Below are 26,787 nucleotides of genomic sequence, written 5' to 3' on the forward strand. Positions count from 1 at the left end.
TATGTATAACCAAGGATCGGTTAGTCTCGCGGGCGAGGGCAGGCCGGCAAGGCCAAGGAGGATCGACATGCGCAATGCTTCCCTCTTCGACCTGTCGGGCAGGAAGGCGCTCGTCACCGGCGCCAGCCGCGGCATTGGGCGCGGCATCGCCGAGGCGCTGAGCGCGGCCGGCGCCGCTGTCGCCGTCACGGCGCGCAGCCTCGCCGCGCTTGGGGAGACGACGGCGGCGATCCGGGCCGCCGGCGGGGTTGCGCATGCCATTGCCCTGGACGTCACCGACGTCGCCCGCTGCCGTGCCGCGACCGCCGAGGCCGCTGACCTGCTAGGCGGCCTTGATATACTGGTCAACAATGCCGGCATGGAAGAGGTCAGGCCTTCGCTCGATGTCGATGAAGCGCTCTGGGACCGGATCGTCGACACCAATCTCAAGGGCGCCTTCTTCTGCGCCCAGGCCGCCGCCCGCCACATGCGCGACGCCGGTCGGCCCGGCGCCATCATCAACCTGTGCTCGCTGACCTCCGAAGTCGGCATACCCACGGCCGTGCCCTACGGCTCGTCGAAGTCGGGCCTGCTCGGCATGACGCGGGCGCTGGCGGCGGAATGGGCGGGTCTGGGGATCAGGGTGAACGCCATTGCGCCCGGCTATTTCAGGACGGCGATGACGGAAGTGTTCTACGCCGACGAGGCGTGGCAGCAATCGATGCTCGCCAAAATACCGCAGCGTCGTTTCGGCGATCTTTCGGACCTGCACGGGATCGCGGTGTTCCTGGCCTCGGACGCCTCGGCCTACATCACCGGTCAGTCCTTTCCGGTGGACGGGGGCTTTCTTGCCTCGATCTGACGCGGCTTGCCATGGCCAGCCTGGCGGCCGGGCACGGAAAAATACTGGTGGCCATTATACATACATGTATATACTTTTTCCGCGTTTCTGAGGAGCAGCCATGTCCGACATCAGCTTCCACGACCTCTCATCCGCCAGCGCCGAGCAGCGGGCGAGCCTGCTGAAGCGGGCCGAAGCCGACCTCTCGGTCTTCGTCGAAAAGGTCCGCCCGATCCTCGAAGCAGTCAGGACGGAAGGCGACGCTGCCTTGCTCCGTTTCGTCAGGGATCTGGACAAGGCCGATGTGGGCGCGGCCGGTCTGAAGGTTTCGGAAGCGGAGTTCGACGCCGCCTTCGGCAAGGTCGACAAGGATGTCATCGACAGCATCCGGTTCGGCATCGCAAACATCAGGCATTTCCATGAGGAGCAGCGTCCCGAGACGATGTGGCTCAAGGAGGTCCGTCCCGGCGCCTATGCCGGCGACCGCTACACGCCGATCGCCTCGGTCGCGCTGTATGTTCCGCGCGGCAAGGGCGCTTTCCCGTCGGTGACGATGATGACCTCGGTTCCGGCCGTCATCGCTGGCGTGCCGCAGATCGCCATCGTGACGCCGCCGACCGCGGACGGTTCCGTCGATGCCGCGACCCTGGTCGCCGCCCGGCTCGCCGGGGTCGAGACGGTCTATAAATGCGGCGGCGCGCATGCCGTTGCGGCCGTCGCCTACGGCACCGAGACGGTGAAGCCCGCGCTCAAGATCGTCGGTCCGGGCAGCCCCTGGGTGGTGGCGGCAAAGAGTCTGCTATCCTCGATCATCGACACCGGCCTTCCGGCCGGTCCCTCGGAGGCGATCATCTTTGCCGACGACAGCGTCGACGGTGGTCTCGCCGCGCTCGACCTTCTGATCGAGGCAGAGCACGGACCGGATTCCTCCGCCTATCTCGTCACGCACAGCCGCAAGGTCGCCGACGCTGCCCTGGCGGCGCTTCCCGAGCACTGGTCCCGTATGAGCGAGCAGCGGGTCGAGTTTTCGCGCGCGGTGCTGACCGGCAAGCGCGGCGGCATCGTGTTGACCGCATCGCTGGAGGATAGCTACCGCTTCATCAACGACTATGCGCCCGAGCATCTCGAAATCCTCTCCAGGGAGCCGTTCGCGCATCTCGGCCACATCACCGAGGCGGCCGAGATCCTCATGGGTCCGCACACGCCGGTGACATTAGCCAATTTCGTCCTCGGGCCGAATGCGGTGTTGCCGACCAGCCGCTGGGCGCGCACCTACGGGCCGCTTTCGGTGACGGATTTCCTCAAGCGCTCGTCCGTCGGCTATGTGACCTCGGCCGCATATCCGGAGCTTGCCGGCCATGCCCGCAGGCTTGCCCGCTATGAAGGCTTCAGCTCGCATGAGAACGCGGTTTCGGAAATCCGCGACCGCTATCTCGGCGCCTGACGGGTCGGCGCAATGAAGGCCGCCAGACTCCATGGACCCGGCGACCTGCGTGTCGAGGACATCGCCGCGCCAGGTACACCCGAGGCGGGGTGGGTGAAGCTCATTGTCGACGCCGCCGGCATCTGCGGTTCGGATCTTCACAATTTCCGCACTGGACAATGGATAAGCCGTGTGCCCTCGACAGCCGGCCATGAACTGACCGGCACGGTGGTTGCGGTCGGCGAGGGCGTTGATACGGTCGCCGTGGGCGATCGGGTCGTCGCCGATTCCCGTTTCTGGTGCGGAGAATGCGTGCCATGCCGCGCCGGCAGACGGCATCTATGCGCGGCTCTGGGCTTCGTTGGGGAAGTATGCGACGGCGGCTTCGCCGAAGAGGCGCTCCTGCCCGCGCGCCTGCTGCATGTCGTCGACGCAGCGCTCGACGAAAGGGTGGCGGCCATGGCCGAGCCGCTCGCCGTCGCGCTGCATGCGGTGCGGCGCCTGCCGAAGACGGCGGGTTGCGTGCTCGTCGTCGGCTGCGGCACCATCGGCGGCTTTGCGGCGCTGCTCCTGTCGCGGACGTTCCCGGGCAGGGTGCTGATCGCCGACCGCAACAGGGCTCGCTGCGAGCGTGTCGCCCGGGTGACCGGCGCCACCACCGTCGATCTCGACCGCGACGCCATCGCCGCCGCGCTCCACGGAGCGCCCTTGCTTGCGGCCGTCGAGGCGACCGGCAGCATCGCCGCGCTCAACCAGTTGCTGGATGTTCTGGGCTCCGGCGCCACCGTCGCGCTGGTCGGCATTTTCCACGGCCGCCTCGACATCGACCCCAACATTCTGGTCGAACGCGAGATCGGTCTGCTGGGCTGCCATGCCTTTGCCGACGAGCTGCCCGACGCCATCGGGATGCTGGCGGAGTTGTCCGAACCGCTGATCAGCCTGATCGATCGCGAGATCGGCCTGGACGATATTCCCGCCGCTTATGAGCATCTTTTGGCGGGGCACGGCGACGGCTTGAAAACCGTTATCCGGATGCGGCGGCCTGCCGGCACTTGATTTTCCGATGTTTGGCGAAGGGACTTTTGAAGATGAATACCTTGCCCGATACGGCCAGCCCCCTCTACGAGAAGGTCAAGGACTATATCCTGACCAATATCGGGACCGGCAAGTGGAGCAAGGACAGCAAGCTGCCGTCCGAGAATGAATTCGTCGCGGCGCTCGGCGTATCGCGCATGACCGTCCACCGCGCCTTGCGGGAATTGACCTCGGCCGGTTTCCTGATCCGGCTGCAGGGCGTAGGGACGTTCATCGCACCGCCCCGGCCGCAATCGACGCTGATCGAGATCAACAACATCGCGGCCGAGATCGTCGCGCGCGGCAACAGGCACCGCTCCGAGGTTCTCGTCCTCGAAAGGATCATGCCGACCAAGGAGCTTTCGCTGTCCTTCGAATTCGCCAAGCGCGCGGCGATCTATCATTCGGTGGTCGTCAACTTCGAGAACGACCTGCCTGTGCAACTGGAAGAGCGCTTCGTCAATCCGAGCCTGATCCCCGACTATGACAAGCAGGATTTCTCGAAGACGGCGACCTACGATTACCTGATGCAGAAGACGCCTGTGACCGAGGTCGAGCACATCATTTCCGCTGTCCCGGCCGATGCCGAAACGGCGCGGCGCCTCGCCATCGACATCGGCAGTTGCTGCCTTCTTCTGCATCGCCGGACCTGGACGGGCGCGGTCGTCGCCACCATCAGCAAGCTGACCTATGTCGGCAGCCGCTACTCGCTCGGCAGCCGTTATTCTCCGTCGCGCAAGACCTGAGGCGGCCAGGACTATTCCCCTTGGCGAGTTATGAGTGGAGCCCGCGCAAATGCTGCCAAGAGCGCGGAAATCAGCCTCTCCAGCTTGTATATGCATGTATGTATTTTAACCTTGACATCCATCGCCGCCGACGTTGAATATCGTTTCACTTCCGTCGACGTGGCAGGTAAGACGCCGAGGCACAGTGCCGCAAGAAGCAGAAGCCGCATTCTCACCAGACGGGAAGTTTGGTTCAAAAAAAGCGCTCTGAATCATCAAGGGGAACAAGGATGATGCGTAACCTCACAGGACAATTCCGTGCGCTCGTGGTGGCGGCCACCCTCGGCTTCGCCCCGCTGGCCCACGCGGCCGATACGGCCATTCCCGCGACGCCCGAGGCCGGATCGTTCAAGATCGGCATAGAGCCGTGGCTCGGTTACGGACAATGGCATGTCGCCGAAGCCAAGGGCCTGTTCAAGGCGAGCGGTCTGTCGGACGTGCAGATCGTCAACTTCACCGAGGACAAGGATATCAATGCCGCCCTGGCGAGCGGCCAGCTCGACGCGGCGAACATCGCCACCCATACCGCCATGGGCATGGTCGCGGCCGGCCTGCCGGTCAAGATCGTGTTGTTGCTCGACGTCTCGATGACGGCCGACGCCATGATCGCCGGCAAGGACGTCAACTCCATCGCCGATCTCAAGGGCAAGCAGGTCGCCTTCGAGGAAGGCACGACCAGCGACATCCTGCTGAAATACGCTCTCGCCAAGAACGGCATGTCGATCGCCGACGTCCAGCCGGTTCCGATGCCGGCCGCGGATGCCGGCAGCGCGCTGATCGCCGGCCGCGTCCCGGTCGCGGTCACCTATGAGCCGTATCTCACCACGGCCAAGGCGCAGAACAAGGACGTCAAGTTTCTATTCACCGCCGGCGAGGACCCCGGCCTGATCAGCGACGTGTTGGTGGTACGCGACGAGGTTATCAAGTCGCGGCCCGGCCAGGTGCTTGCCATGATCAAGGCCTGGGATGCCGCGCTCAAGGACTACAATGCCGACACGCCCGGCGGCCGCGCCATCATCTCCAAGGCGGTCGGCTCGAGCGTCGAGGACCTGAATACCGCCTTCGACGGCGTGCGCTACTATTCGCTTGCTGAGAACAAGGACGCTCTGACGGGCGATTTTTCCACCAAGACGTTCGCCGACGTCGAGGCCGCGGCCAAGAATGCCGGGCTTCTCCAGTCCGACGTGACGCCGGAGCAGATGATCGATCCGGCCTTCGTCAAGGCCGCGCAGTAGACCGGGTCGTGGCGGCCGCCGAGATGTCCGACGAGCCTGCTGTCAAGGCGAACCCGCCCGATCCTGCCGCCAGGAAAGCGATGCGACGCCGCCGATCCTCCGGGATCGGCGCGCCCATCGCGCGCTCCCGTTTCCTGATCATCGCCGTGGCGGTTTTTGCCGGCCTCGGCCTAGCCTGGTGGGCGGCGACGGGCCTTGAACTGGTCAAGCCGATCTTCCTGCCGTCGCCCGCCAGCGTGGCGACGCAGCTCGGCAAGCTCTGGGCCGACGGCACGCTGCTCATCGATCTTAAGGCCTCGATATACCGTATTTCGGTCGGCTTTCTCATCGCCTCGGCGCTCGCCATTCCGATCGGCGTGCTGATCGGCAGCTTTCGGACCTGGGAGGCGGCCATCGAGCCGCTGGTCGATTTCATCCGCTACATGCCGGTGGTCGCCTTCGTGCCCCTCTCCATCCTGTGGGCGGGGACGAGCGACGCCCAGAAATTCCTGATCATCTTCATCGGCACTTTCTTCCAGCAGGTGTTGATGATCATGGACAACGTCAAGCGCGTGCCGGCTGACTTCGTCGGCCTCGGCAGGACGCTCGGCCTGCCGGATCGCAAGATCCTGACGCGTATCGTGGTGCCCAGCGCCTTGCCGGGCATCTGGGACACGCTGCGCATCAGCCTCGGCTGGGCATGGACCTGGCTTGTGCTCGCCGAACTTGTCGCCGCGACCTCCGGGCTCGGCTATCGCATCACCGTCTCGCAGCGCTATTTCCAGACCAACACCATCATCGGCTACATCCTTCTGCTCGGTATTCTTGGCCTGATTACCGATCAGGTCATGAAGGCGCTGGGCAAAGTGCTGTTCCGTCAGGACAGCCGTTCATGATGAGGCAGGGCCGATGAATTCCCCCAAGCTGCGGATCAAAGGTCTCCACAAGAGCTTCGGCACCGGCGCGCGGCGCACCGAAGTGCTGCGCGACATCAATCTCGACCTAGCCGACAACGAGTTCGTGTCGCTGGTCGGCACGTCGGGCTGCGGCAAGAGCACGCTGCTGTCGATCGTCGCCGGATTGCAGGATTTCGACTCCGGCGAACTCGACATCGACGGGTCGCCGATCCTGAAGCCAGGTCTCGATCGCGGCGTCGTCTTCCAGTCCTATACGCTGCTGCCCTGGCTGACGGCGCAGCAGAACATCGAGTTCGCCCTCAAGGCCGCCGGTCATGACCGCGCCACCTGCCGCAGGATCGCGCTCGAGCATCTGGACTTGGTCAAGCTGCCGCATTCGGCCAATCTATATCCATCCGAACTTTCGGGCGGCATGAAGCAGCGTGTCGCCATCGCGCGCGCGCTTTCCTACCGCCCTAAGATGCTCTTGATGGACGAGCCTTTCGGCGCGCTCGATGCCCTGACCAGGCATCAGATGCAGGAACTGCTGACCCAGATCTGGGAGGAGCACAGGCTGACCGTGCTCTTCGTCACCCACGATGTCGAGGAGGCCGTCTTTCTGTCGGACCGCATCGTCGTCATGGGCATCGGGCCGGGCCGCATCATGCGAACCTTCGACGTCGGCATCGAGCGGCCGCGCCGCGAAGAGGTCATGGAGAGCCCCGCGTTCATGGACCTGCAGCGCAATGTCCACAAGGCCATTCGCGAGGCCTCCAGGCGCCCTGAAATGGCTTGAAGCGGGTTCAGCGTTCATTGGAACGCGGTGGCGCGCAACGGACCTTTGCAAGGAGAGCCACCTGCCGCTTCGGTCCGTTGCGCGCCGCGCCCGGTCGGTTTTGCCGGCCGTGCGAGGTCAAAACAGCTTGGCGGTCGCCATGCAAAACACGGTGATGACCAGCAACCCGCCCGCGATGCGTTCGCCTCTGGTCATTTTTGCCCGCAGCTCGGTTTGCGTCGCTTGGTCGGCGCCGGCCAACTGTCTGCTGGAGGAGGCGACAAGGGCGCCCTGTACGCCGGCAGCGATCAGCGCCGTCAAAATGCCCAGCGCCAGTACCTTCTCCATCGGGCCGAACGCGCCCTCGTGGAAGAAATACCAAAGCAGTATGCCGGTCAGGAACACCACGCCGGAGGCGCCGAGCTGCGGCCGGATGAAGCGTTCCGCCTTGATCTCAGGATCGCGGGCAACCGCAATGGTCGTGCCGGCCCAGAACACGCCGGCCATGACATGCAGGCCGATGGTGATGATGTAGACATATTGCATGACCGAATTCCTCTCATTCGCCCGCCGCCTGCGCGCCGCAACAAGGACGATGCGTCATTATTAAGCCAAAGTTAGATATCTAACGATTAGATGTCAATGCATGAAGCCGAATTCCACCTTGTCATTGCTTGCTCTACTGTCAGGTCATGACACCGTTTGATCGCCCGCCCGTCGGCATGAATCTCGCCCGCACCTCGAAAGTGGTGGCGCAGGCCTTTGATGCCGCCCTGGCCGAGGCCGGCGGAACGTTGCCGGTCTGGCTGACCTTGCTGTCGGTCAAGTCGAAGGAACTCGCGAACCAGCGCGAGCTTGCCGGCATGATCGGCATCCAGGGCGCGACGCTGACGCACCACCTCAACGCCATGGAGGGGCAAGGGTTGCTGACGCGCCGCCGCGATCCGGAGAACCGGAGGGTCCATCAGGTGGCGCTGACCGAAGCCGGCGAAGCGCTGTTCGAGAACCTCCGTCTAGCGGCCGTCGCTTTCGACAAGAGGCTGCGGGCCGGTATTCCCGATGACAGGCTGGCCGAATTCGCTGAGGTGCTTGCGGCGCTGCGGGCGAATGTGGAGGGCATTTAGTTGTGTTGATTCGGTTGGCAGCCAATGCTATATGACTACACTAGTCATATAGCGGAGCCTGGCGATGCGAGAAATTCAACTGAAGGATGCCAAGGCGACACTTTCGGCAGTCGTCGATGAGGCCGTTGCGGGAGAGCCTGCCGTCATCACGCGGCACGGCCGCAAGCAAGCCGTGATCCTGTCGTTCAAGGAGTACGAAAGGCTGTCACGCGTGCCAAGCTTTGGACGGTTGCTGGCGGCGTTTCCCGGGGACGAAGACGACATTGCCCCCCGCCTGCGCAAACCCGTCCGCAAGGTTGACCTATAGGGGCGGCCTTTCAGCCTATGTTTTTGCTCGACACCAACATCATTTCGGCAATGGCGCCGTCCAAAAGGAATCAGCGGGCGGAGTTGGCCGATTGGCTCGATCAGGCCAGCAATTATTTGTTTTTATCCGTAGTCACGGCATCGGAGATCACCGCTGGAATCGCGAAAGCCGAGCGCGAGGGCGCAACGACGAAAACAGCATTGCTTCGCCAGTGGTGGCAGGCAATTGAATACCTTTATGGCGAGAGGATACTGCCTCTCGATCTCCGCGCGGCGCATGCCGCAGGATTGATCCGTGATCGTGTCCGGGCTCATCAACCAGGATTTGAGGACATTGCGATCGCCGCGACAGCCGAAGTGCATGGCTTGACGATCCTGACAGGCAACGAGCGCCATTTTGCACCTCTTGGCGTGCCGATGCTCAATCCGCTGAAGGTGTTACCATCCCTACCTAGCGAACCGCCTCAGTCGTAACCCGCAATCGCGCCGAAGGCGTAGTGGCGCAGCCTCAACGCCGCGATCAGCGCCGTCAGTTTCGCCTTGCCGTCGAAGGCGTCCTGGAACATCTCGTCATGCATGAGCAGGATCAGCTTGTTCGGCCTGGCGAAATGACCGTAACCGAACAGATGGTCGATCTCGCTCACCAGATGGTCGACGCTCTGCACGGGCTTGCCGCTGTCCTCGTGCACCCACTCATGATCCCAGCCGTAGAGCCAGAAACCCGACGCCGCCACGAATTCGTAGTCCGGATCCTCGCGTCCGGCCTCCGCCAGCCCGAGCGAATTGTCGTCCTTGGAGTAATTGGGCAGCCGGAACACGTCGCGTCCCGGCAGACGCGCGTGCACGGCCGGCTTCAGGCCGAGCACGGCATTGGCCCTCAGCATGTCGGCGACCACGCCTTCGGTATCGCCGTAGAAATGCCGGTAGTGATTATAGGCATGGCTGTAGCTGTGGTTGCCGATCGTCACCAGCGGCATCGATTTCGCCCGCTGCAGCAGCGCGCGGTTGGCTGCGTTCGCCTCGGCATGCATGCCGACCATAAACAAAGTCGCCGGCACCTGTTCGGCCTGCAGCACGTCGAGGATGTTGCCGGTGCCGTTCAGCGGACCGTCGTCGAACGTGAGGTAAATCGTACGATCGGCAGACAAGGCGGGAGATGCGACAAGCAGCAGGAACGGCAGGATATAACGAAGCGGCATTCGCAAAACCCGCTTGCGATCACCGCAAGACGCTATGGCAGCGTGGGTCTTATCGAACGTGACTGCGCGGGGAAGCGCCATTTGCCGGCCTCACCTGAATATCGGCGCATCTCAGGCCAGGCTGCCCTGCAGCACTTTCAACTTAGCCTTCTTCGGGCTGCGCGCCGTCAGCCATTCGCGCGCCTTGTCCTGCGGCATCGGGAAGGCGATCGAATAGCCCTGCACCTGATCGCAGCCGATCGCCATCAGCGAGTCGAGCTCCGCCTCGGTCTCGGCGCCCTCGGCGACGATCGAGATGCCGAGGCCGCGGGCAAGCTCGGTGATGGCGCGCACGATCTTAGAGTTGTCCCCGTTCTCGTTGATGTTCTGGACAAAGCGGCGATCGATCTTCAGCCGGTCGATCTCGTTCGGGTTTACGTGGCTGAGCGAGGCATAGCCGGTGCCGAAATCGTCGAGCTCGAGATGCACGCCCGCGGCGCGGATGTGGCGGAGCTTCGCGGCGATCCCGGTCTTCTCGTCGTCGAGGATGACGGATTCGACGATCTCCAGCGCCAGCTTCTGCGGCGGCAGCCCCGCGCGCTCCAGCGTGCTGAACAGGAAGGTATCGAAATCCGCCTCGCGTAGCTCGGTACCCGAGACATTGACGGCGATGCGCCCGAAATCGATGCCGGCGCGGTCCCATTCGGCGGCCTCGTTGATCGCCTTACTGATGACGATGCGGCCGATATCCGGCATGAAGCCGCATTTCTCGGCGACCGGAATGAACTCGCCGGGCGAGATCATGCCACGCGTCTCGTGCTTCCAGCGCACCAATGCCTCGATGCCGCTGATCTTGCCGCTGGTCAGCGACACCTGCGGCTGGAAATAGACCTCGAAGCTTCGTTCGGCAATCGCCGTGCGGATGTCCTGTTCGAGCTGCTTGCGGTAGTCGAGCTCGCGCCGCAGTTCCTCCGAGAAGAAGGAGAAGTTGCCGCCGCCCAGCTTCTTGGCGGAATAGAGAGCGAGGTCGGCATGGACGAGCAGGTCCTGCGCGTTGTCGGCGTCGACCGGATAGACGGCGATGCCGGCGCTGGCGCCGGGCATGATGGTCGTGCCCTGGAAGGTGATCGGCTCGTTGATCTCGCCAAGGATGCGCTTGGCGAGCGCATGGATGTCCTCGGTTGTGCCGGCGCCGTTGAGGATCATGACGAACTCGTCGCCGCCGAGCCGCGCGCAGAGGTCGGACGCCCGGCAGGAATCGCGCATGCGTTGCGCCGTCACCACCAGCACATAGTCACCAGCGGCATGGCCAAGCGTGTCGTTGATCTGCTTAAAACGATCGAGATCGAACTGGATCACGGCCAGGCGCTCGCGGCGGCGGTGCGCGCCCTTGATCAGCGTGTCGAAATGATCGGTGAGGAAGGTGCGGTTGTGCAGCCCCGTCAGGCCGTCATGCACGGCGATGAAAGCCATCGAATTGCGCGCGTCGACCAGCTCGCGGGTCTTGCGCAGGATGGCGTTGGACATCGGCCGGAAGATGAACAGCGCCACCAGCACGATGACGCCGAGGGTGGCGAAGAACAGCGTGCGGTGCAGGTCGAGGATGTTGCTGGACTTTTCATCGGCGAATGCGCTGATGCGCTGGCCGAGCGCGGCATAGCCGGACATTGTTGCGTTGGCGACGGAAGCGTCGAGGCCGACGCGGTCGCCATCGCCCTTGTAGCCGTCGCTCTGCATGCCGAGCTGCGACTCGAAGGACGAGACCAGTCTGTCGCCGTTGGCGACGAGGCCGACCGAGAAATAATCGAGGTGGAACGGCTTGCTGAACAGCACATATTCGATCGACTTCGGATCGTTGCGGGCCGGCGACAGCGGATCGGCGCCGGTCTCCCTGAGCAGCCGGTCGTAGTTGGTCTCGAACTCGGCCGTGGCCTGCTTGAGCGCGGTGACCAGCGCCGGCTGCTTGTCGCGCGAAGCCGAGCCCGTGGCGCCTGCCAGGAAGACGATGCGCTGCGACAGCGCCTTCTGCGTGGAGACGATGTCGAGCAGCGCGTCATTATGCTGTTGCTGCGCCATCAATTGCTGCAGGAGGACGAAGGACGCCACCACCATGGCCGCAATGATCGTCAGCGCCAGCCAATAGCCGGTTTTGATGAGCAGGATCAGCTTGCGCGAAACGCTCTGCACTGGCTGCTGCGACATAACTTGCTGACCCCTCCGGTCGACGAATTCCTGCCTGGACTCGTGGCGGGAAAACGCTTGCCCTGAAAGGGTTAACAGCTCGGCAAGGGAGGTTGGCGGCGATCGCGGCGGCGCGGCAAAGCTCACGAAATGGTTATCACGTCCTTTCCCGCACACTGCATTTTGCACGCATCGTCGCCAGGGATCATGACCGGGCTTTCGCGACGCCACCGAAGCGGTCGCTTTTGCGATGGATTTTTTGCGGCCATAGCGCGACAGTCCGGCCTCGAACCGAACAGGGCCGCACCATGAGCAAAGCATTCCTTTCCCACATCGACAGCGAGCTCCAGGGCCTGAAATCGGCGGGGCTATACAAGTCCGAGCGGATCATTTCCTCCATGCAGTCCGCCGAGATCGAGGTCGCCGGCGAGAAGGTGCTGAATTTCTGCGCCAACAACTATCTCGGCCTTGCCGACAGTCCGGATCTGCGCGACGCGGCGAAGCATGCGCTCGACCGTTACGGCTACGGCATGGCCTCGGTGCGCTTCATCTGTGGCACGCAGGAGGAGCACAAGGAACTCGAGGCGACGATCTCCTCCTTCCTCGGCATGGAGGACACCATTCTCTACTCGTCCTGCTTCGACGCCAATGGCGGCTTGTTCGAGACGCTGCTCGGCGAGGAGGACGCAATCATCTCCGACGCGCTGAACCACGCCTCGATCATCGATGGTGTGCGGCTCTCCAAGGCCAGGCGTTTCCGCTACGCCAACAACGACATGGCCGATCTCGAAGCGCGGCTGAAGGAGGCGAAGGACTGCCGTTTCCGGATGATCGCCACCGACGGCGTCTTCTCGATGGACGGCATCATCGCCAATCTGCAAGGCGTGTGCGACCTTGCCGAGAAATACGACGCCATGGTCATGGTCGACGACAGCCACGCGGTCGGTTTCGTCGGCAGGAACGGCCGCGGCTCGGCCGAGCATTGCGGCGTCGAGGGCAGGGTGGACGTCATCACCGGCACGCTCGGCAAGGCGCTGGGCGGCGCCTCCGGCGGCTACACGTCGGGCAAAAGACAAGTGGTAGACTGGCTGCGCCAGCGGTCGCGGCCCTATCTCTTCTCCAACACGCTGATGCCGGCGATCGCCGGAGCCTCGATCAAGGTGTTCGACCTGATCCGCCATGGCGACGCGTTGCGCGAGCGCCTATATGCCAATGCCGACCGGTTCCGCTCCAAAATGGGCAAGCTCGGCTTCACGCTGGCCGGCGCCGATCATCCGATCATCCCGGTGATGCTGGGCGACGCGGCGCTGGCGCAGGAGATGGCCGCGCGCATGCTGAAGCGCGGCATCTATGTCATCGGCTTCTCCTTCCCGGTGGTGCCGAAGGGCCAGGCGCGCATTCGCACGCAGATGTCGGCCGCCCACTCCAGCGCCGACATCGACCGCGCGGTCGAGGCGTTTGGCGAGGTCGGCAGGGAACTGGGCGTGATTTCGTGAACGGCTGGCGCCGAAAAACCGTCCCGGATCAAGCGATTCAAGGAAGAAAAGAATGTCCAACATGATGAAGGCGCTGGTGAAGGCCAAGGCCGAGCCGGGCATCTGGATGGAAGAGGTGCCGGTGCCGGAGATCGGCCCCAACGACGTGCTGATCAAGGTCAAGAAGACCGCGATCTGCGGCACCGACGTCCACATCTATAATTGGGACCAGTGGGCGCAGAAGACCGTGCCGGTGCCGATGGTGATAGGCCACGAATTCGTCGGCACGGTCGCCGACTACGGCGCCGCGGTCACCGAATACAAGGTCGGCCAGCGCGTCTCGGGCGAGGGCCACATCGTCTGCGGACACTGCCGCAATTGCCGCGCGGGCAGGGGGCATCTGTGCCGCAACACGCTGGGCGTCGGCGTCAACCGTCCCGGCGCCTTCGGCGAGTACATGGCGATCCCGCAGCACAATGTCGTGCCGATTCCCGACGACGTGCCGGACGAGATCGCCGCCATCTTCGATCCGCTGGGCAATGCCGTTCACACCGCATTGTCCTTCGATCTGGTCGGCGAGGACGTGCTGGTCACCGGCGCCGGTCCGATCGGCATCATGGGCGCGCTGGTGGCGCAATGCGTTGGCGCGCGCAAGGTCGTCATTACCGACATCAATCCTGTCCGGCTGGATCTGGCGCGAAAACTCGGCGTTCAGCACGTGGTCGACGCCTCGAAGGAAAAGCTGCGCGACGTCATGCCGTCGATCGGCATGAGCGAAGGCTTCGACGTCGGCCTGGAGATGTCGGGCGCCGCCGCCGCCTTCCGCGACATGATCGACACCATGAACAATGGCGGCAAGATCGCCATTTTGGGCATCGCGCCCACCGGCTTCGAGATCGACTGGAACAAGGTCATCTTCAAGATGCTGCATCTCAAAGGCATCTACGGCCGCGAGATGTTCGAGACCTGGTACAAGATGATCGCGCTCGTACAGGGCCCGCTCGACGTTTCGGGACTGATCACGCACCGGATAGGGATCGACGATTTCCAGGTTGGGTTTGACGCGATGCGAAGCGGCAGTTCGGGCAAGGTGGTGATGGATTGGTGAGCGGAGTGGTGCATCCTGATTGGAAACACCTGCACGAGGCACCCCCCTCTGGCCTGCCGGCCTATCAGCTCTTTTCTTCCAAAGCTTTCTCCAGCGCCGCGACCCCCGTCACGACCGCGGTACGCTCCTCCACGCTAAGCCTCGCCAGCAGCTCCCTTTCAAACGCCTTCGCCAGCGGTACCATCTCCCGATAGGCGCCTAGCCCGGCCTTGGTCAGCGCCAGATGTTCGACACGCCGATCTTTCTCGTCTGGCGTCCGCGTCAGCCAGCGCCGGCGCTCCAACTCGGCCACGGCGCGGGATACCTTGGTCTTGTGCATGGCCGATTGCTCGCCGAGCTCCGTGGCGGTCATCGTGCCATGCTGGCCGAGGCCTGAGAGCGTGCGCCATTCCGGCCGCGTCAGGCCGTGGCGCTCCTTGTAGATGCGCGAGAACTCGCGGCTGACGGTGTCCGCCAACCGGTAGAGCCGGTAGGGCAGGAAGCTTTCCAGCTCGAGGATATCCGGTTCCATGAAGCGCTCCCCGGGATGCAGCGCGGCCGTTGATAGTTACATTTTCGATGGTTACAAATGAAACCAGTTTGGTCAACATCGCCGGCAGTGCCGCGTGTCGGAACGCTGGCAAGCCAGGATCAGGGAGGATCGGATGGCCTTTTCCTACATGCCGGGTTTCGGCAATGATTTTGAAACCGAGACGCTGCCCGGATCGCTGCCGCAGGGCCGCAACTCACCACAGCGGCCGGCCTATGGCCTCTATGCCGAGCAACTGTCCGGCTCGCCCTTTACAGCGCCGCGCGGCACCAACGAGCGCTCCTGGCTTTACCGCATCCGTCCGAGCGTGAAGCACACCGGCCGCTTCAAAAGTGCCAGCTATCCCTTGTGGAAGACAGGCCCCAATATCGGCGATCATGAGCTGGCGCTCGGCCAATACCGCTGGAATCCGACGCCGATGCCTTCCGAGCCGACGGACTTCATCTCCGGCATGCGCACTTTCACCACGGCCGGCGACGCGGTCGGCCAGTCCGGCATGGCCGCGCATGTCTACGTCGCCAACCGCTCGATGGTCGACGACCATTTCTTCAATGCCGACGGCGAGTTGCTGGTCGTGCCGCAGGTCGGCGCACTGCGTTTCGTCACCGAGATGGGCGTGATCGAGCTTCGGCCTGGCGAGATCGCGGTTCTGCCGCGCGGCCTCGTCTTCAAGGTCGAGCTCGCCGACACGGAAGCGCGCGGCTACGTCTGCGAGAACTACGGCGCCAAGTTCACCATGCCCGACCGCGGCCCGATCGGCGCCAACTGCCTGGCCAATCCACGCGATTTCAAGACGCCCTGCGCATGGTTCGAGGAGAAGGAGACGCCGTGCCGGCTGATCGTCAAATGGTGCGGCACCTTCCACGTCACCGAGCTCGGCCATTCGCCGCTCGACGTCGTCGCCTGGCACGGCAATTATGCGCCCTACAAATATGATCTCACTACCTTTTCCCCGGTCGGCGCCATCCTGTTCGACCACCCGGATCCGTCGATCTTCACCGTGCTGACGGCGCCGAGCGGCGAGGAGGGCACGGCCAATGTCGACTTCGTCATTTTCCCGCCGCGCTGGCTGGTGGCGGAAAACACATTTCGGCCGCCCTGGTATCACCGCAACATCATGAGCGAGTTCATGGGCCTGATCCACGGCCAGTACGACGCCAAGGAAGAAGGCTTTGTTCCCGGCGGCATCAGCCTGCACAACCAGATGCTGGCGCATGGACCGGACGCGTCGGGTTTTGAGAAAGCCACCCGCGCGGATTTGAAACCGGTCAAGCTCGACAACACCATGGCCTTCATGTTCGAGACCCGCTTTCCCCAGATGCTGACGCGCTATGCCGCGGAGATCGGCACTCTGCAGGAGAACTACATCGACTGCTGGGCCGACCTGAAGAAGCGCTTTAATGGTACACCCGAGGGCGACTGGTCTTGAGGCGCGCCCGATGAGCGACCGGCTGGTGCTTCTGGGCTCGAAGGGCGGCCCCGCCTTGCGGCCAGGCGGTCCATGGCCGACGTCCTCGCTGCTGGAACTCGGTGGGCGAACCATTGTTGTCGATTGCGGGCTGGGTGTCACGCGCGGCCTGGTCGATGCCGGCATGAACCTGAAGGCGCTCGATCTGATCTTCATCACGCATCTCCATTCGGACCACGTTCTGGAACTCGGGTCGCTGATCCACACCGCCTGGACGGCGGGCCTGGCGAGGCCGGTTACGGTCTACGGGCCGCCAGGAACCCGTGACTACTGGCGGCATTTCTGCCGGGCGATGGACTTCGATATCGAGATCCGCATCGTCGACGAGGGCAGGCCGGATATCCGCGACCTGATCACGGTCGAAGAGTTCGACGAAGGACCGGTGCTGGAAGAGGGCGGCCTGACGGTGACGGCGCTGCGCGTCGACCATCCGCCGGTGACCGACTGCTTCGCGCTGCGCTTCGATCACGGCTGCAGAAGCGTGGTGTTTTCCGCCGACACGGCCTTCTTTCCGCCGTTGGTAGGGTTCGCCAAGGGCGCCGACACCCTCGTCCATGAAGCCATGCTGGAGGAAGGCGTCGAGAGGCTGGTCGCCAGGACCGGCAATGGCGCGCGGCTGCGCGAGCATCTGTTTGCCAGCCACAGCCTGGCCGGAGAAGCCGGACGGATCGCCAGAGATGCCGGCGTGCGGCGGCTGGTGCTCAACCATCTCATTCCGGCTGACGATCCGGCGATCGGCGAAGCCGATTGGGTCGCTGCCGTCAGGAAAACTTGGTCCGGCGACTTGACGATTGCCCGCGACGGCCTTGTTGTGGGGCTAAGCGGCGCCAAAGCCGTGCAAGGAGAGGAAACCGCATGAAGCTTGCCACATTGAAGAACGGGACGCGCGACGGAAAGCTGGTCGTGGTCTCGCGCGATCTGACGCGGTTCACCGACGCCTCCTTCCTTGTGCCGACGCTGCAGGCCGCGCTGGACGACTGGCGCCGCCTTGCCCCGCATCTCGCGACGTTGGCGGAATCGCTCGAGACCAACGCGGTACCGTCGGAGCGCTTCCACGAACACAGTGCCCATTCGCCGCTGCCGCGCGCCTATCAATGGGCAGACGGCTCCGCCTATGTGAACCATGTCGAACTGGTGCGGAAGGCGCGCGGCGCCGATATGCCGGCAAGCTTCTGGACCGACCCGCTGATCTACCAGGGCGGCTCGGACAGTCTTGTTCCTCCGCGCGATCCGATTCGCATGGCCGACGAAGCCTTCGGCATCGACATGGAGGCTGAGGTCGCCGTCATTGTCGACGATGTGCCGATGGGAGCCGGGCTGGACCGGGCGAGGGAGGCGATCCGTCTCGTGATGCTGGTCAACGACGTGACGCTGCGCGCCATCACCGGGCCGGAACTGGCGAAAGGCTTCGGCTTCTTCCAGTCGAAACCGTCTTCCGCCTTCTCGCCCGTGGCGGTCACGCCCGACGAGCTGGGCGAGGCCTGGGACGGCGGCAAGGTCAACCTCGCGCTGCTGGTCGACCTCAACGGCAAGCCGTTCGGCCGCGCCAATGCCGGCATCGACATGACCTTCGATTTCCCGGCGCTGATCGTGCATGCCGCAAAGACCCGGCCGCTCGCCGCTGGAACCATCATCGGCTCCGGAACCGTCTCCAACAAGCTGAACGGCGGGCCGGGCAAGCCCGTCTCGGCCGGCGGGGCCGGCTATTCCTGCATCGCCGAGCTGCGCATGATCGAAACCATCGAGTCCGGCGAACCGAAAACGCCCTTCCTGCGTTTCGGCGACACGGTGCGCATTGAGATGAAGGACAAGGCCGGCCATTCGATCTTCGGCGCCATCGAGCAGAAGGTCGAGAAATACGAGGGGTGAGGGGGAGAACCCGACGGTGACCCTGCTCGAGCACCTGCGCCGCATGGCCCGCAACAATCTGTGGTCGAACGACCGGCTCTACCGCGCGGTGCTCGCGCTCAAGCCCGGCGAGTTCGAGGCCGGGCGCGTCAGCTTCTTCCCTTCGATCAGGGAGACGCTCAATCACATCCTGGCGGTCGACCTTCTCTATTTCGACTTCCTGACCGATGGCGGCATGGGTGCCGCGGCTTACGACGACTTCATACCGTTAGACGCCGCCGCAAGCCTGGCAGCGGCACAGCCTGATTTCGACCGCAAGCTCATCGCTTTCTGCGACGGCCTGTCGGAAGCCGATCTCGACCGGCGCGTCGTGACCGACCGGCGCGAGGACGGCATGATCCCCGAACGGATCGGCGACATTCTCGCCCACGTCTTCCTGCACGACATTCACCATCGCGGCCAAGTGCATGCGATGCTCTCCGGCACTTCGGTGGCGCCGCCGCAATTGGATGAGTTTCTGCTCGACTACGACGTCAAGCTGAGGAAGGACGAGGTCGAGCGGCTGGGGCTCTGATTGTCATCTTAGATACTCGGCCCATTCAGCGCCGAGGTTGTTGAAATCGTCAGCGATACCGATCCTACCCTTCAAGGCGCCGATGCGTGGCAACAGGTCTTCCTTCGCTGGTGGCGGCAAGAGACGCGCAACCGCCTTGCCGCGCCGGGTGATTACGATCTCCTCGCCGGCGTTCGCGCGCCTGACGAGTTCCGACAGTTTAGCCCTCGCTTCGGTTATAGAGACGTTCACGGCTCGACCCCTTGAGGCCGGAGCTTAGACCAATGCCCATCGAGCCGCAAACTTGCGGGCCCTACGCCGCCTTGCCGTCCAGCTTGATCACGCCGCGCTTGATCTGATCCTGCTCGATCGATTCGAACAGCGCGCGGAAATTGCCTTCGCCAAAGCCTTCGTCGCCCTTCCTCTGGATGAACTCGAAGAAGATCGGCCCGATGACCGTCTTCGAGAAGATCTGCAGCAGGATCTTGGTCATGCCGCCATCGACCACGCCTTCGCCGTCGATCAGGATGCCGTGCTTCTTCATGCGCTCGATCGGCTCGTCATGGCCGTGCACGCGCTCATGCGACATCTCGTAATAGGTGTCGGGCGGGCCGGGCATGAACTTCAGTCCGTTGGCCGCAAGCTTGTCGGTGGCCTCGTAGATCGCGTCGGTGCCGACGGCGATATGCTGGATGCCTTCGCCATTGTACTTCTTGAGGTACTCAGCGATCTGGCTGGTCTCGTCCTTGGATTCGTTCAGGGGAATGCGGATCTTGCCGCAGGGCGAAGTGATGGCGCGGCTGACAAGGCCGGTGATCTTGCCGTCGATGTCGAAGAAATGGATCTGCTTGAAGCCGAACAGGTCGCGATAGAAATCCCACCACTTGTCCATGTTGCCGCGATAGACATTGTGGGTGAGGTGGTCGAGGAAGTAGAAGCCGACGCCTTCGGGATGGGGGTCGCGCGCGCCCAACCATTGGAACTCGGCGTCATAGGCCGAGCCCTTCTCGCCATAGGCCTCGATGAAATAGATCAGCGAGCCGCCGATGCCGACGATCGCCGGCACGTCGAGCGCCTTGTCGGTGCCCTCGTAGGGTGTGGCATCCTTTGAGACGGCATAGTCGAAGGCGTGTTTGGCGTCGACCACGCGCCACGCCATCGAGGCGGCGCAGGGGCCATGCTTCTCGACGAACCTCATCGCATGCGAGCCGGGCTCGGCATTGACGACATAGTTGATGTCGCCTTGGCGCCAGACGGTGATGTCCTTGCTGCTGTGCTTCGCCACCGCGGCATAGCCCATGCGGGTGAAGAGCTCGGCGAGCTTGGCGGGCTCCGGATGCGCGAATTCGACGAATTCGAAGCCATCGGTGCCGGCCGGATTTTGTTTGCTGATTTTCGCGGGTGGGGCGTCGTGCGGGAAGGGGCCCATGGCAATCCTCCGAAAGCTGCGCGGCCGGGCTTGGCCATCTTCACCATGATAGCGCGGAGCAGCCGCACGGTGCTTGCATTCAACCGCTTGAAATGATCATCATGCGCGCAAATTGTGCATGGATGGAGGAATATTCATGGATGATGCGCGCCTCGATCAATTTGACCGCAAAATAATGGCGCTTCTGCAGGAGGATGCGCGCTTCACCAACAACGATCTTTCCGAGCGGGTGAACCTGTCGGCCTCGCAGTGCTCCCGCCGCCGTCAGCGGCTGGAGGAGGACGGCTATATCAGAGGTTATTGCGCCGTGCTGGACCGCGATCGTCTGGGCTTTTCGCTGGTTAACGTCATCTCGGTGACCCTGGCCACCCACAACCGCGACAATGCCCGCCGCTTCGGCGAGCTGGTGGCCCGGCTGCCCGAGGTGCAGGAAGCGCACGCGCTGACCGGCGAGATGGACTACATTTTGAAAGTGGTGACGCCCGACCTCAAGTCACTATCGGAATTCGTCAACGGCGTTTTGCTGCCGCACGAATCCGTGCAGCACGTGAAGACGGCGATCGTGCTGGACACGCTCAAGGAAACCGGCGCGCTGCCGATTTAAAGTGTGCTGATATTCAGGTGAGGCCGGCCTGCAAATGGCCGCTTCCTGCGCTTCCGGTGCTCACGTTAAGTACGCTCCGCTCCGGTTCTCGGAAACCACCATTTTCGACTCGGCCTGACCTGAATCTCAGCACAGTTTCTCGGCAAATCGTCAACCGCGCTGCTGCTGGATCAGCCCATAAAGGTTGGTGCAGCGCGCGCCGGAGCGGCAATAGGCGAACACCGGGCCTTCGAGCTCGTCGAGCGCGGCGGCCTGGTCCTCGACATTGTCCACGGTGATCTGGCCGCTGATCACCGGGATGTAGCGGAAGGCAAGCCCCGCTGCCTCGGCCGCCGCCTGGACGCTCCCGGCCGAAGGCTGGCCCGGCTGCTCGTCGTCCGGCCGGTTGCAGATCACGCTTTTGAAGCCGGCGTCCTTGATGGCGGCGATATCCTCGGGCTGGATCTGGCCGGAGACCGAATAGTCGTCGCTGATCTGGCGGTATTCCATGATGTCGTCCTCGCGATCTCTTTGGCGGCAGTCTTGCCACTCCAGGAGAGGGGCGGCAATCCGCGTTGAAGGAATTCCCTGCCAAATAGCGACGGCCGATCGAAAAATCCAACCGGGCCGGTGTCGGCCCGGTTGGATGCCGTGTCGCTCAGCTTCCCAGGATCGCGCCTTTGATCTGCGTGATGTTGTTGTGCATCATGTCGATATAGGTCGAGGCCGGGCCGTCCGATCCCGACAGCGCGTCCGAATAGAGCGTGCCGCCGACCTTGATGCCGGTCTCGCCGGCAATCTGCTCGATCAGCCTCGGGTTGGTGATGTTCTCGATGAAGATCGCCGCCGCCTTGTCCTGCTTCACCTGCTCCACCAGCTTGGCGACATCGGCCGCCGAGGGCTCGGATTCGGTCGAGATGCCTTCCGGCGCGAGGAAGGTCAGCCCGTATTCATGTTCGAAATAGCCGAAGGCATCATGCGAGGTGATAACCACGCGCTTGGCTTCCGGGATCGACTGGATTGCCGCCTTCACTTCACCTTCCAGCGCATCGAGCTTGGTGGTGTAGGCGGCGGCATTGGCCTTGTAGCTGTCGCAGCCTTCGCTGTCGGCCGCGCAGAAGGCGTCGGCAATGTTCTTCACATAGATCTTGGCGTTGGCGATCGACTGGAAGGCGTGCGGATCCGTGACAGTCTTGCCGCCGCCGGTACCGGCGCCTTCAGCGGCATCGGCGTCGGCGAATTCCGGCTTGAAGTCGATCGGCGTCACGCCTTTGGTCAGCGTCACGATCGCGGCCTTGGTTGCGCTGGCGTCGACAAGGCGCTGCAGGAAGCCTTCGAAATGCAGGCCATTGACCAGCACGACGTCTGCCTTGGCCATTGCCACCGCATCGGCCGGGCTCGGCTCATAGACATGCGCGTCGCCATCCGGCCCCACGATGGTGGTGATGTTGACCCGGTCGCCGCCGACATTTCTCGCAAAGTCGGCGATCACGGTGAAACTCGCCACGACCTTGAGCGGCGCCGCGAAGGCTGACGAGGTCGCCAAGGCGCTTAATGTTATAACGCTCAACGCCAGGGCGGCTCGGAAGGATTTCAGCATTGGCAAGGTCTCCTTTTAAGGGGTGGGAAGAGGGTTCAGGCGGTGCGGTGGCGGTGATGCACGATGCGGGCGCGCAGGACGCCCCGCGTGCCGAACAGGATCGAGCAGAAATAGACGACGCCGGACGAAAGGATGATCGCCGGGCCGGACGGCAGCGACGCATGGTAGGACAGAAGCAGCCCGGCGATGCACGAGGCAAAGCCGATCAGCACGGCCAGCACGCACATCGGTTCGACGCGCGCCGTCCAGAAGCGGGCTGCTGCTGCAGGCAGCATCATCAGCCCGACCGAGAGCAGTGTGCCCAGGGCCTGAAAGCCGCCGACGAGGTTGAGCACGACAAGACCGAGGAAGATGAAATGCACTGGGCTGCCCATGCGGCTCACCGAGCGCAGGAACAGCGGATCGAGGCATTCGGCGACCAGCGCCCGCCAGAAGATGGCGAGGCAGGCAAGCGTGACCGCCACGATGCCGCCGATCAGGATCAGCGCCTCGTTGTTGAGCGCCAGCACCGTGCCGAACAGCACATGCATGAGGTCGACGCTGGAGCCGCGGATAGATACAATCAGCACGCCGACCGCGAGCGAAATCAGATAGAAGGCCGCCATCGAGGCGTCCTCGCGCTGAATGGTGAAGCGCGAGACCGCGCCCGCGCCGAGCGCGACGATGATGCCGGCGATCAGCCCGCCGACCGTCATCGGCAGGATCTCAAGCCCGTAGAGGAGGAAGCCGGCGGCGGCACCAGGCAGAATGGCGTGCGCCATGGCGTCGCCCGACAGGCTCATGCGCCTGAGCATCAGGAAGACGCCCACCGGGCAGGCGCCGAGCGACAGCATCAGCGAGCCGAACAGCGCCCGCTGCATGAAGGCGAAATCGGCAAAGGGCGCGATGAGCAGGCCGTAGAGGAAATCCATCACGCCGCCCTCGGTCCGGAGCCATGCTGGTGGTCATGCGCATGATCATGATGGTCCTGCCCGTGGTCATCATGCCCGCTCGGCTCGCACCATGGCGCGTTCTCTTCCCATGCCTCATGGAAGCGCCGTGCCTTGAGCAGGTTTTCCGGCCGCAGCGTTTCCTTCGTGTCGCCCCAAGCCACTGGCTGGCGGGCAAGCAGCAGCGTTTCCGGAAAATTCTGCCGCACCAGATCGAGGTCGTGCACCACGACCATGATCGTGCGCTCCTCCCCATGCCAGCGTTTGATCAGGGCAATCAGGTCGCCGACGGTCTTGGTGTCGACCGCGTTGAACGGCTCGTCGAGCAGGATGAGGTCGGCGTCCTGCAACAGCACGCGGGCAAACAGCGTGCGCTGCAATTGGCCGCCCGACAGCGTGTCGATCGGGCGTTTCTCGAAGCCGCCGAGCCCGACCGCCATCAGCGCCTTGCCGACCGACTCGCGATCTTCCTTCGTATAGCGGCCAAGCATGCCGCGCTTCGGCCAAAGGCCGAGCGAAACCAGATCGACGACGCGCGCCGGAAACGAGCGGTCGAGTTCCGACTGCTGCGGCAGATAGGCGGTGCGGACGCCGGGCATGCGGACCACCGCGCCTTCCATAGGCTTCAGCACGCCGACAATGCCCTTCATCAGCGTCGACTTGCCCGAACCATTGGCGCCGACCACCGCGGTCAGCGAGCCTTTGCGGACGATGCCGTTGAGATGGTGGATCGCCGGGTGGCTGCCATAGCCGAGCGTCAGGTCGCGGAAGGTCAGGCAGGCATTGGTCATCAGACGTCGGTCCGCGAATTCGAGTGTGCCGTCGATATGTGATGTTATTACATTAGTCAACATGGCCGTCGGGCGGAATTGTGTCACGCACGGTCAACTCGCCGTGTAGGCGGAGGAGCGTACAAGACAATTGGCTCAATTGGTTTCGTGCCCGCCGGCCTTGCTCCGCGCCGGCCCGGACTCTAAAGAGCAGCGACTCCCACAACGAAGGAACCTCGCAATGAGCATTCGTCGCATCGATGTCGGCCCGCGCATGAGCCAGATCGTCATCCACGGCAACACCGTCTACCTGGCCGGCCAGGTCGGCGAGCCCGGCGGCAACGTCGCTTCGCAGACCCGCGACATCCTCAAGACCATCGATGAATTGCTGGCCAAGGCCGGTACCGACAAGACCAAGATCGTCCAGGCGATCATCTGGCTGGCCGACATGAGCACCTTCGCCGAGATGAACTCGGAATGGGACAAGTGGGTGCCGCAGGGCCACACCCCGGCACGCGCCACCGGCGAAGCCAAGCTCGCCGGCCCGGAATATTTGGTCGAGATCATCGTTACGGCGGCGCTGTAAGGCGCCGGCTATCCCTGCGAGGGCGTGAATCGCGCCACCAGCGTGTGACTCTCCGCAGGATAGATGAAGCGCACATGCGTCACGGGGTGCTCGGCACTCCACGTGCGGCGCTCGACCACCAGGCAGGGCGCGCTCGCGTCGATGTCGAGCGCATCGGCGATATTCTCGTCGGCCGCCATGGCGCGGATGCGGTGCTCGGCCTCGCTCCATGGCACACGGCCGATCAGCCAAGGGCCGGGCGCGATGTCGAGGAATTCTTCCTCGGCTGCCTCGGCCACGGCTGAAAGATTGATCAGCCGCTGCTCGAGTGCGAACGGCCGTTCGCCGGCAAAATGCAGGCTTTCCAGCGCAAGCACCTGCCCCGATGCGGCAAGGCCGAGCAGCGCGCGGTCCTCGGCGCTGCTGCGCCGCTTGACGCGTTCCAGCCGCTCGTAACGATAGGGGAGGCCGAGCGCCTCGACCTCGATCCTGATGTCGTGCAGTTCCAGCACAGCCGCCTGCGACTGTGGCTGGCGCACGAAACTGCCGGAGCGGCGTCGGCGCTCGATGAGCCCGGCCTTGGCCAGTTGCGACAGCGCCTTGTTCACCGTCATGCGCGAGCAATTGTACTGAGCCGTCAGTTCATGTTCGAACGGAATGCGATGCCCTGGCGCCCAGGCGCCTGAGAGGATCTTTTCACGGATGTCGGAGAGGATGCGCTGGTGCAGCGAGAGGATCTCGCCGCCTTCGACATCGTCTGTCTCGACCAGGCTCATCGGACGGTCCTGCTTCAGCCTTTCGACAATGCGGTCATGACATCGCGGAACCGCGCGGCGATGGCATCGCGCTTCGCGTGCCTGCCGCCGTTGACCTGCTTCCTGCCATGCACCCAGACGCAATCGACCTTGCTGCCATTGGCAAAGACCCAGGCGTCGAGGATGGCGTCGCCCGTCTTGCCGGCCAGCGACGGATGGCTTTGGTCGAGCGAGACGAGATCGGCAGGGCAGCCGGCGGCAATTTGCGCCGGAGCGGCGCCGAGCGCCTGGCTGCCGCCGTCGAGGGAAGCGTCGAACAGCGCGCGCCCCGTCGATCCGCCGGCGCGGGCCAGCACGTTGCGGGCGCGGTGGGCGAGGCGTTGCGAATATTCGAGCTGCCTGAGCTCGTCCGGCAGGCCGATCAGCACATTGGAATCGGAGCCGACGCCGAAGCGTCCGCCATGCTCGATGAAGAGCGGCGCCGCGAAAGTGCCGTCGCCGAGATTGGCCTCGGTGATCGGGCAAAGCCCGGCGATCGCGCCGGTCCGCGCCAGGGCGAGCGTTTCGGCTTCGGTCATATGCGTGGCGTGGATCAGGCACCAGCGCTCGTCCACCTCGGCACTGGCGAGCAGGAATTCGACCGGGCGCTTGCCCGACCAGGAAACGCAATCCTCGACTTCTTTAATCTGCTCGGCGACATGGATGTGGATCGGTCCGTCCGGCGCCATGGTTGCGACGGCATTGAGCTCGTCCGGCGTCGCGGCGCGCAAACTGTGCGGCGCGACACCGACGACGGCCTGCTCCAATGAGCGAACGCCCTCGCGAGCTTTCTCAAGCAGGCGCCCGAAGCGGTCTACATCATTGATGAATCGGCGCTGGCCTTCGTTGGGAGCGGCGCCGCCAAAGGCAGAATGGGCATAGAAGACAGGCAGCAGCGTCAGCCCGATGCCGGTGTCGGCGGCTGCGGCGGCGATTCGCTCGGCCATCTCGGCGATGTTGGCGTAAGGCTTTCCGTCGCGATCATGATGAAGGTAATGGAACTCGCCGACGCGCGAGAAGCCAGCCTCCAGCATCTCGACATAAAGCTGCGCCGCCACCGCCTCGACCTGGTCCGGCGTCATCGACAGCGCGAAGCGGTACATCACCTCGCGCCAGCTCCAGAAACTGTCCGCGGAAGGGCCGCGCAACTCGGCAAGGCCCGCCATGCCGCGCTGGAAGGCGTGGCTGTGCAGGTTGGCCATGCCGGGCAGGAGGATGGCATGGCGCTCGTCGCCGGCCCACGCGGAAGCGCCGGTTTCGACGGTCGAGATGCGGCCGCCCTCGAAGGCGATCCTGACATTGCCCTGCCAACCGCCTGGCAGCAGCGCCTGTTCCGCAAAGATCGCCGTCACGTTCCTCT

The 26,787-nt window shown here is 63.8% G+C and carries 30 protein-coding genes; 18 read left to right on the forward strand and 12 right to left on the reverse strand.

Annotated features, from left to right (window positions below; genetic code table 11):
• Positions 1-67 precede the first annotated feature (67 nt).
• The 7 genes from MJ8_RS14280 (at position 68) to MJ8_RS14310 (ending at position 7,008) form a co-directional block, all read left to right on the forward strand.
• The gene (locus tag MJ8_RS14280) at positions 68-841 is read left to right on the forward strand and encodes an SDR family NAD(P)-dependent oxidoreductase (protein ID WP_201414961.1); all 774 of its coding nucleotides are present in this window, start codon (positions 68-70) and stop codon (positions 839-841) included.
• A 100-nt stretch (positions 842-941) separates the two neighbouring features.
• On the forward strand, positions 942-2,264 hold the full coding sequence (hisD, locus tag MJ8_RS14285; RefSeq protein ID WP_201414962.1) for a histidinol dehydrogenase: 1,323 nt from the start codon (positions 942-944) through the stop codon (positions 2,262-2,264).
• A 12-nt stretch (positions 2,265-2,276) separates the two neighbouring features.
• On the forward strand, positions 2,277-3,299 hold the full coding sequence (locus MJ8_RS14290; RefSeq protein WP_201414963.1) for a zinc-dependent alcohol dehydrogenase: 1,023 nt from the start codon (positions 2,277-2,279) through the stop codon (positions 3,297-3,299).
• Between the two features lie 32 nt (positions 3,300-3,331).
• Positions 3,332-4,063 (forward strand): histidine utilization repressor, encoded by a 732-nt coding sequence (gene hutC / locus MJ8_RS14295; protein WP_201414964.1) that lies wholly within the window; start codon positions 3,332-3,334, stop codon positions 4,061-4,063.
• A 272-nt stretch (positions 4,064-4,335) separates the two neighbouring features.
• On the forward strand, positions 4,336-5,337 hold the full coding sequence (locus MJ8_RS14300) for an ABC transporter substrate-binding protein (RefSeq protein WP_201415431.1): 1,002 nt from the start codon (positions 4,336-4,338) through the stop codon (positions 5,335-5,337).
• An 80-nt stretch (positions 5,338-5,417) separates the two neighbouring features.
• Positions 5,418-6,212: an ABC transporter permease gene (locus tag MJ8_RS14305; protein WP_201415432.1), complete on the forward strand. Its 795-nt coding sequence runs from the start codon at positions 5,418-5,420 to the stop codon at positions 6,210-6,212.
• 13 nt (positions 6,213-6,225) lie between these two features.
• A complete protein-coding gene (locus MJ8_RS14310; protein WP_201414965.1) occupies positions 6,226-7,008 on the forward strand; it encodes an ABC transporter ATP-binding protein in 783 nt (260 codons plus the stop codon).
• Positions 7,009-7,125: 117 nt separating this feature from the next.
• Here the strand turns inward: MJ8_RS14310 and MJ8_RS14315 are convergent, their stop codons facing one another.
• On the reverse strand, positions 7,126-7,533 hold the full coding sequence (locus MJ8_RS14315) for a hypothetical protein (protein ID WP_201414966.1): 408 nt from the start codon (positions 7,531-7,533) through the stop codon (positions 7,126-7,128).
• A gap of 146 nt (positions 7,534-7,679) precedes the next feature.
• Between MJ8_RS14315 and MJ8_RS14320 the strand changes: the two genes are divergently transcribed.
• The 3 genes from MJ8_RS14320 to MJ8_RS14330 all read left to right on the forward strand — a co-directional run bounded on the left by MJ8_RS14320 (position 7,680) and on the right by MJ8_RS14330 (position 8,891).
• A complete protein-coding gene (locus MJ8_RS14320) occupies positions 7,680-8,111 on the forward strand; it encodes a MarR family winged helix-turn-helix transcriptional regulator (protein WP_201414967.1) in 432 nt (143 codons plus the stop codon).
• 64 nt (positions 8,112-8,175) lie between these two features.
• Positions 8,176-8,418, forward strand: coding sequence for a type II toxin-antitoxin system Phd/YefM family antitoxin (locus tag MJ8_RS14325; RefSeq protein ID WP_201414968.1), 243 nt, complete (start codon positions 8,176-8,178; stop codon positions 8,416-8,418).
• A 17-nt stretch (positions 8,419-8,435) separates the two neighbouring features.
• On the forward strand, positions 8,436-8,891 hold the full coding sequence (locus MJ8_RS14330; protein ID WP_201414969.1) for a type II toxin-antitoxin system VapC family toxin: 456 nt from the start codon (positions 8,436-8,438) through the stop codon (positions 8,889-8,891).
• Here MJ8_RS14330 and MJ8_RS14335 read toward each other — a convergent pair.
• Both MJ8_RS14335 and MJ8_RS14340 read right to left on the reverse strand, forming a co-directional pair.
• Positions 8,882-9,616 carry a polysaccharide deacetylase family protein gene (locus tag MJ8_RS14335; protein WP_201414970.1) on the reverse strand — a complete coding sequence of 245 codons (735 nt, stop codon included), beginning with the start codon at positions 9,614-9,616 and terminating at the stop codon, positions 8,882-8,884. The genes MJ8_RS14330 and MJ8_RS14335 overlap by 10 nt on opposite strands.
• Positions 9,617-9,727: 111 nt before the next feature.
• The gene (locus MJ8_RS14340) at positions 9,728-11,797 is read right to left on the reverse strand and encodes a putative bifunctional diguanylate cyclase/phosphodiesterase (RefSeq protein ID WP_201414971.1); all 2,070 of its coding nucleotides are present in this window, start codon (positions 11,795-11,797) and stop codon (positions 9,728-9,730) included.
• Positions 11,798-12,084: 287 nt separating this feature from the next.
• On the opposite strand from MJ8_RS14340, the gene MJ8_RS14345 reads away from it, so the two are divergent.
• Both MJ8_RS14345 and tdh read left to right on the forward strand, forming a co-directional pair.
• Positions 12,085-13,272 (forward strand): glycine C-acetyltransferase, encoded by a 1,188-nt coding sequence (locus MJ8_RS14345; RefSeq protein ID WP_201414972.1) that lies wholly within the window; start codon positions 12,085-12,087, stop codon positions 13,270-13,272.
• A gap of 52 nt (positions 13,273-13,324) precedes the next feature.
• Positions 13,325-14,359: an L-threonine 3-dehydrogenase gene (tdh, locus tag MJ8_RS14350; RefSeq protein WP_201414973.1), complete on the forward strand. Its 1,035-nt coding sequence runs from the start codon at positions 13,325-13,327 to the stop codon at positions 14,357-14,359.
• A 64-nt stretch (positions 14,360-14,423) separates the two neighbouring features.
• Here the strand turns inward: tdh and MJ8_RS14355 are convergent, their stop codons facing one another.
• Entirely contained in the window at positions 14,424-14,870 is a 447-nt protein-coding gene (locus MJ8_RS14355; protein WP_201414974.1) for a MarR family winged helix-turn-helix transcriptional regulator, read from the reverse strand.
• 133 nt (positions 14,871-15,003) lie between these two features.
• On the opposite strand from MJ8_RS14355, the gene hmgA reads away from it, so the two are divergent.
• The 4 genes from hmgA to MJ8_RS14375 are packed head-to-tail and all read left to right on the forward strand — an operon-like array spanning position 15,004 to position 18,778.
• Complete coding sequence (gene hmgA, locus MJ8_RS14360) at positions 15,004-16,317, forward strand: homogentisate 1,2-dioxygenase (RefSeq protein WP_201414975.1); 1,314 nt, start codon at positions 15,004-15,006, stop codon at positions 16,315-16,317.
• A 10-nt stretch (positions 16,318-16,327) separates the two neighbouring features.
• A complete protein-coding gene (locus tag MJ8_RS14365; RefSeq protein WP_201414976.1) occupies positions 16,328-17,215 on the forward strand; it encodes an MBL fold metallo-hydrolase in 888 nt (295 codons plus the stop codon).
• A complete protein-coding gene (locus MJ8_RS14370; RefSeq protein ID WP_201414977.1) occupies positions 17,212-18,225 on the forward strand; it encodes a fumarylacetoacetate hydrolase family protein in 1,014 nt (337 codons plus the stop codon). Before MJ8_RS14365 ends, MJ8_RS14370 begins: the two co-directional genes overlap by 4 nt.
• Before the next feature lie 16 nt (positions 18,226-18,241).
• Positions 18,242-18,778 carry a DinB family protein gene (locus MJ8_RS14375; protein WP_201414978.1) on the forward strand — a complete coding sequence of 179 codons (537 nt, stop codon included), beginning with the start codon at positions 18,242-18,244 and terminating at the stop codon, positions 18,776-18,778.
• Between the two features lie 3 nt (positions 18,779-18,781).
• Here the strand turns inward: MJ8_RS14375 and MJ8_RS14380 are convergent, their stop codons facing one another.
• Complete coding sequence (locus MJ8_RS14380; RefSeq protein WP_201414979.1) at positions 18,782-19,009, reverse strand: type II toxin-antitoxin system Phd/YefM family antitoxin; 228 nt, start codon at positions 19,007-19,009, stop codon at positions 18,782-18,784.
• Between the two features lie 61 nt (positions 19,010-19,070).
• A complete protein-coding gene (hppD, locus tag MJ8_RS14385) occupies positions 19,071-20,186 on the reverse strand; it encodes a 4-hydroxyphenylpyruvate dioxygenase (protein ID WP_201414980.1) in 1,116 nt (371 codons plus the stop codon).
• A gap of 136 nt (positions 20,187-20,322) precedes the next feature.
• On the opposite strand from hppD, the gene MJ8_RS14390 reads away from it, so the two are divergent.
• Positions 20,323-20,790, forward strand: a complete 468-nt coding sequence (locus MJ8_RS14390; protein WP_201414981.1) for an Lrp/AsnC family transcriptional regulator — start codon at positions 20,323-20,325, stop codon at positions 20,788-20,790.
• A gap of 150 nt (positions 20,791-20,940) precedes the next feature.
• Here the strand turns inward: MJ8_RS14390 and MJ8_RS14395 are convergent, their stop codons facing one another.
• From MJ8_RS14395 to aztA, 4 genes are all read right to left on the reverse strand, one after another.
• On the reverse strand, positions 20,941-21,279 hold the full coding sequence (locus MJ8_RS14395) for a TIGR01244 family sulfur transferase (RefSeq protein WP_201414982.1): 339 nt from the start codon (positions 21,277-21,279) through the stop codon (positions 20,941-20,943).
• Positions 21,280-21,427: 148 nt separating this feature from the next.
• Entirely contained in the window at positions 21,428-22,369 is a 942-nt protein-coding gene (gene aztC / locus MJ8_RS14400) for a zinc ABC transporter substrate-binding protein AztC (protein ID WP_201414983.1), read from the reverse strand.
• A gap of 35 nt (positions 22,370-22,404) precedes the next feature.
• Positions 22,405-23,280: a zinc ABC transporter permease AztB gene (gene aztB / locus MJ8_RS14405; RefSeq protein ID WP_201414984.1), complete on the reverse strand. Its 876-nt coding sequence runs from the start codon at positions 23,278-23,280 to the stop codon at positions 22,405-22,407.
• Positions 23,280-24,089 carry a zinc ABC transporter ATP-binding protein AztA gene (gene aztA, locus MJ8_RS14410; RefSeq protein ID WP_201414985.1) on the reverse strand — a complete coding sequence of 270 codons (810 nt, stop codon included), beginning with the start codon at positions 24,087-24,089 and terminating at the stop codon, positions 23,280-23,282. The genes aztB and aztA overlap by 1 nt, the downstream gene beginning before the upstream one ends.
• Before the next feature lie 220 nt (positions 24,090-24,309).
• On the opposite strand from aztA, the gene MJ8_RS14415 reads away from it, so the two are divergent.
• The gene (locus MJ8_RS14415) at positions 24,310-24,654 is read left to right on the forward strand and encodes a RidA family protein (RefSeq protein ID WP_140751684.1); all 345 of its coding nucleotides are present in this window, start codon (positions 24,310-24,312) and stop codon (positions 24,652-24,654) included.
• An 8-nt stretch (positions 24,655-24,662) separates the two neighbouring features.
• Here the strand turns inward: MJ8_RS14415 and hutC (MJ8_RS14420) are convergent, their stop codons facing one another.
• Both hutC (MJ8_RS14420) and MJ8_RS14425 read right to left on the reverse strand, forming a co-directional pair.
• Positions 24,663-25,409, reverse strand: coding sequence for a histidine utilization repressor (gene hutC / locus MJ8_RS14420; protein ID WP_201414986.1), 747 nt, complete (start codon positions 25,407-25,409; stop codon positions 24,663-24,665).
• 14 nt (positions 25,410-25,423) lie between these two features.
• Positions 25,424-26,779, reverse strand: a complete 1,356-nt coding sequence (locus MJ8_RS14425; RefSeq protein WP_201414987.1) for a formimidoylglutamate deiminase — start codon at positions 26,777-26,779, stop codon at positions 25,424-25,426.
• Positions 26,780-26,787: the final 8 nt, after the last annotated feature.

The organism is Mesorhizobium sp. J8 (genome assembly GCF_016591715.1).
Lineage (GTDB): Bacteria > Pseudomonadota > Alphaproteobacteria > Rhizobiales > Rhizobiaceae > Mesorhizobium.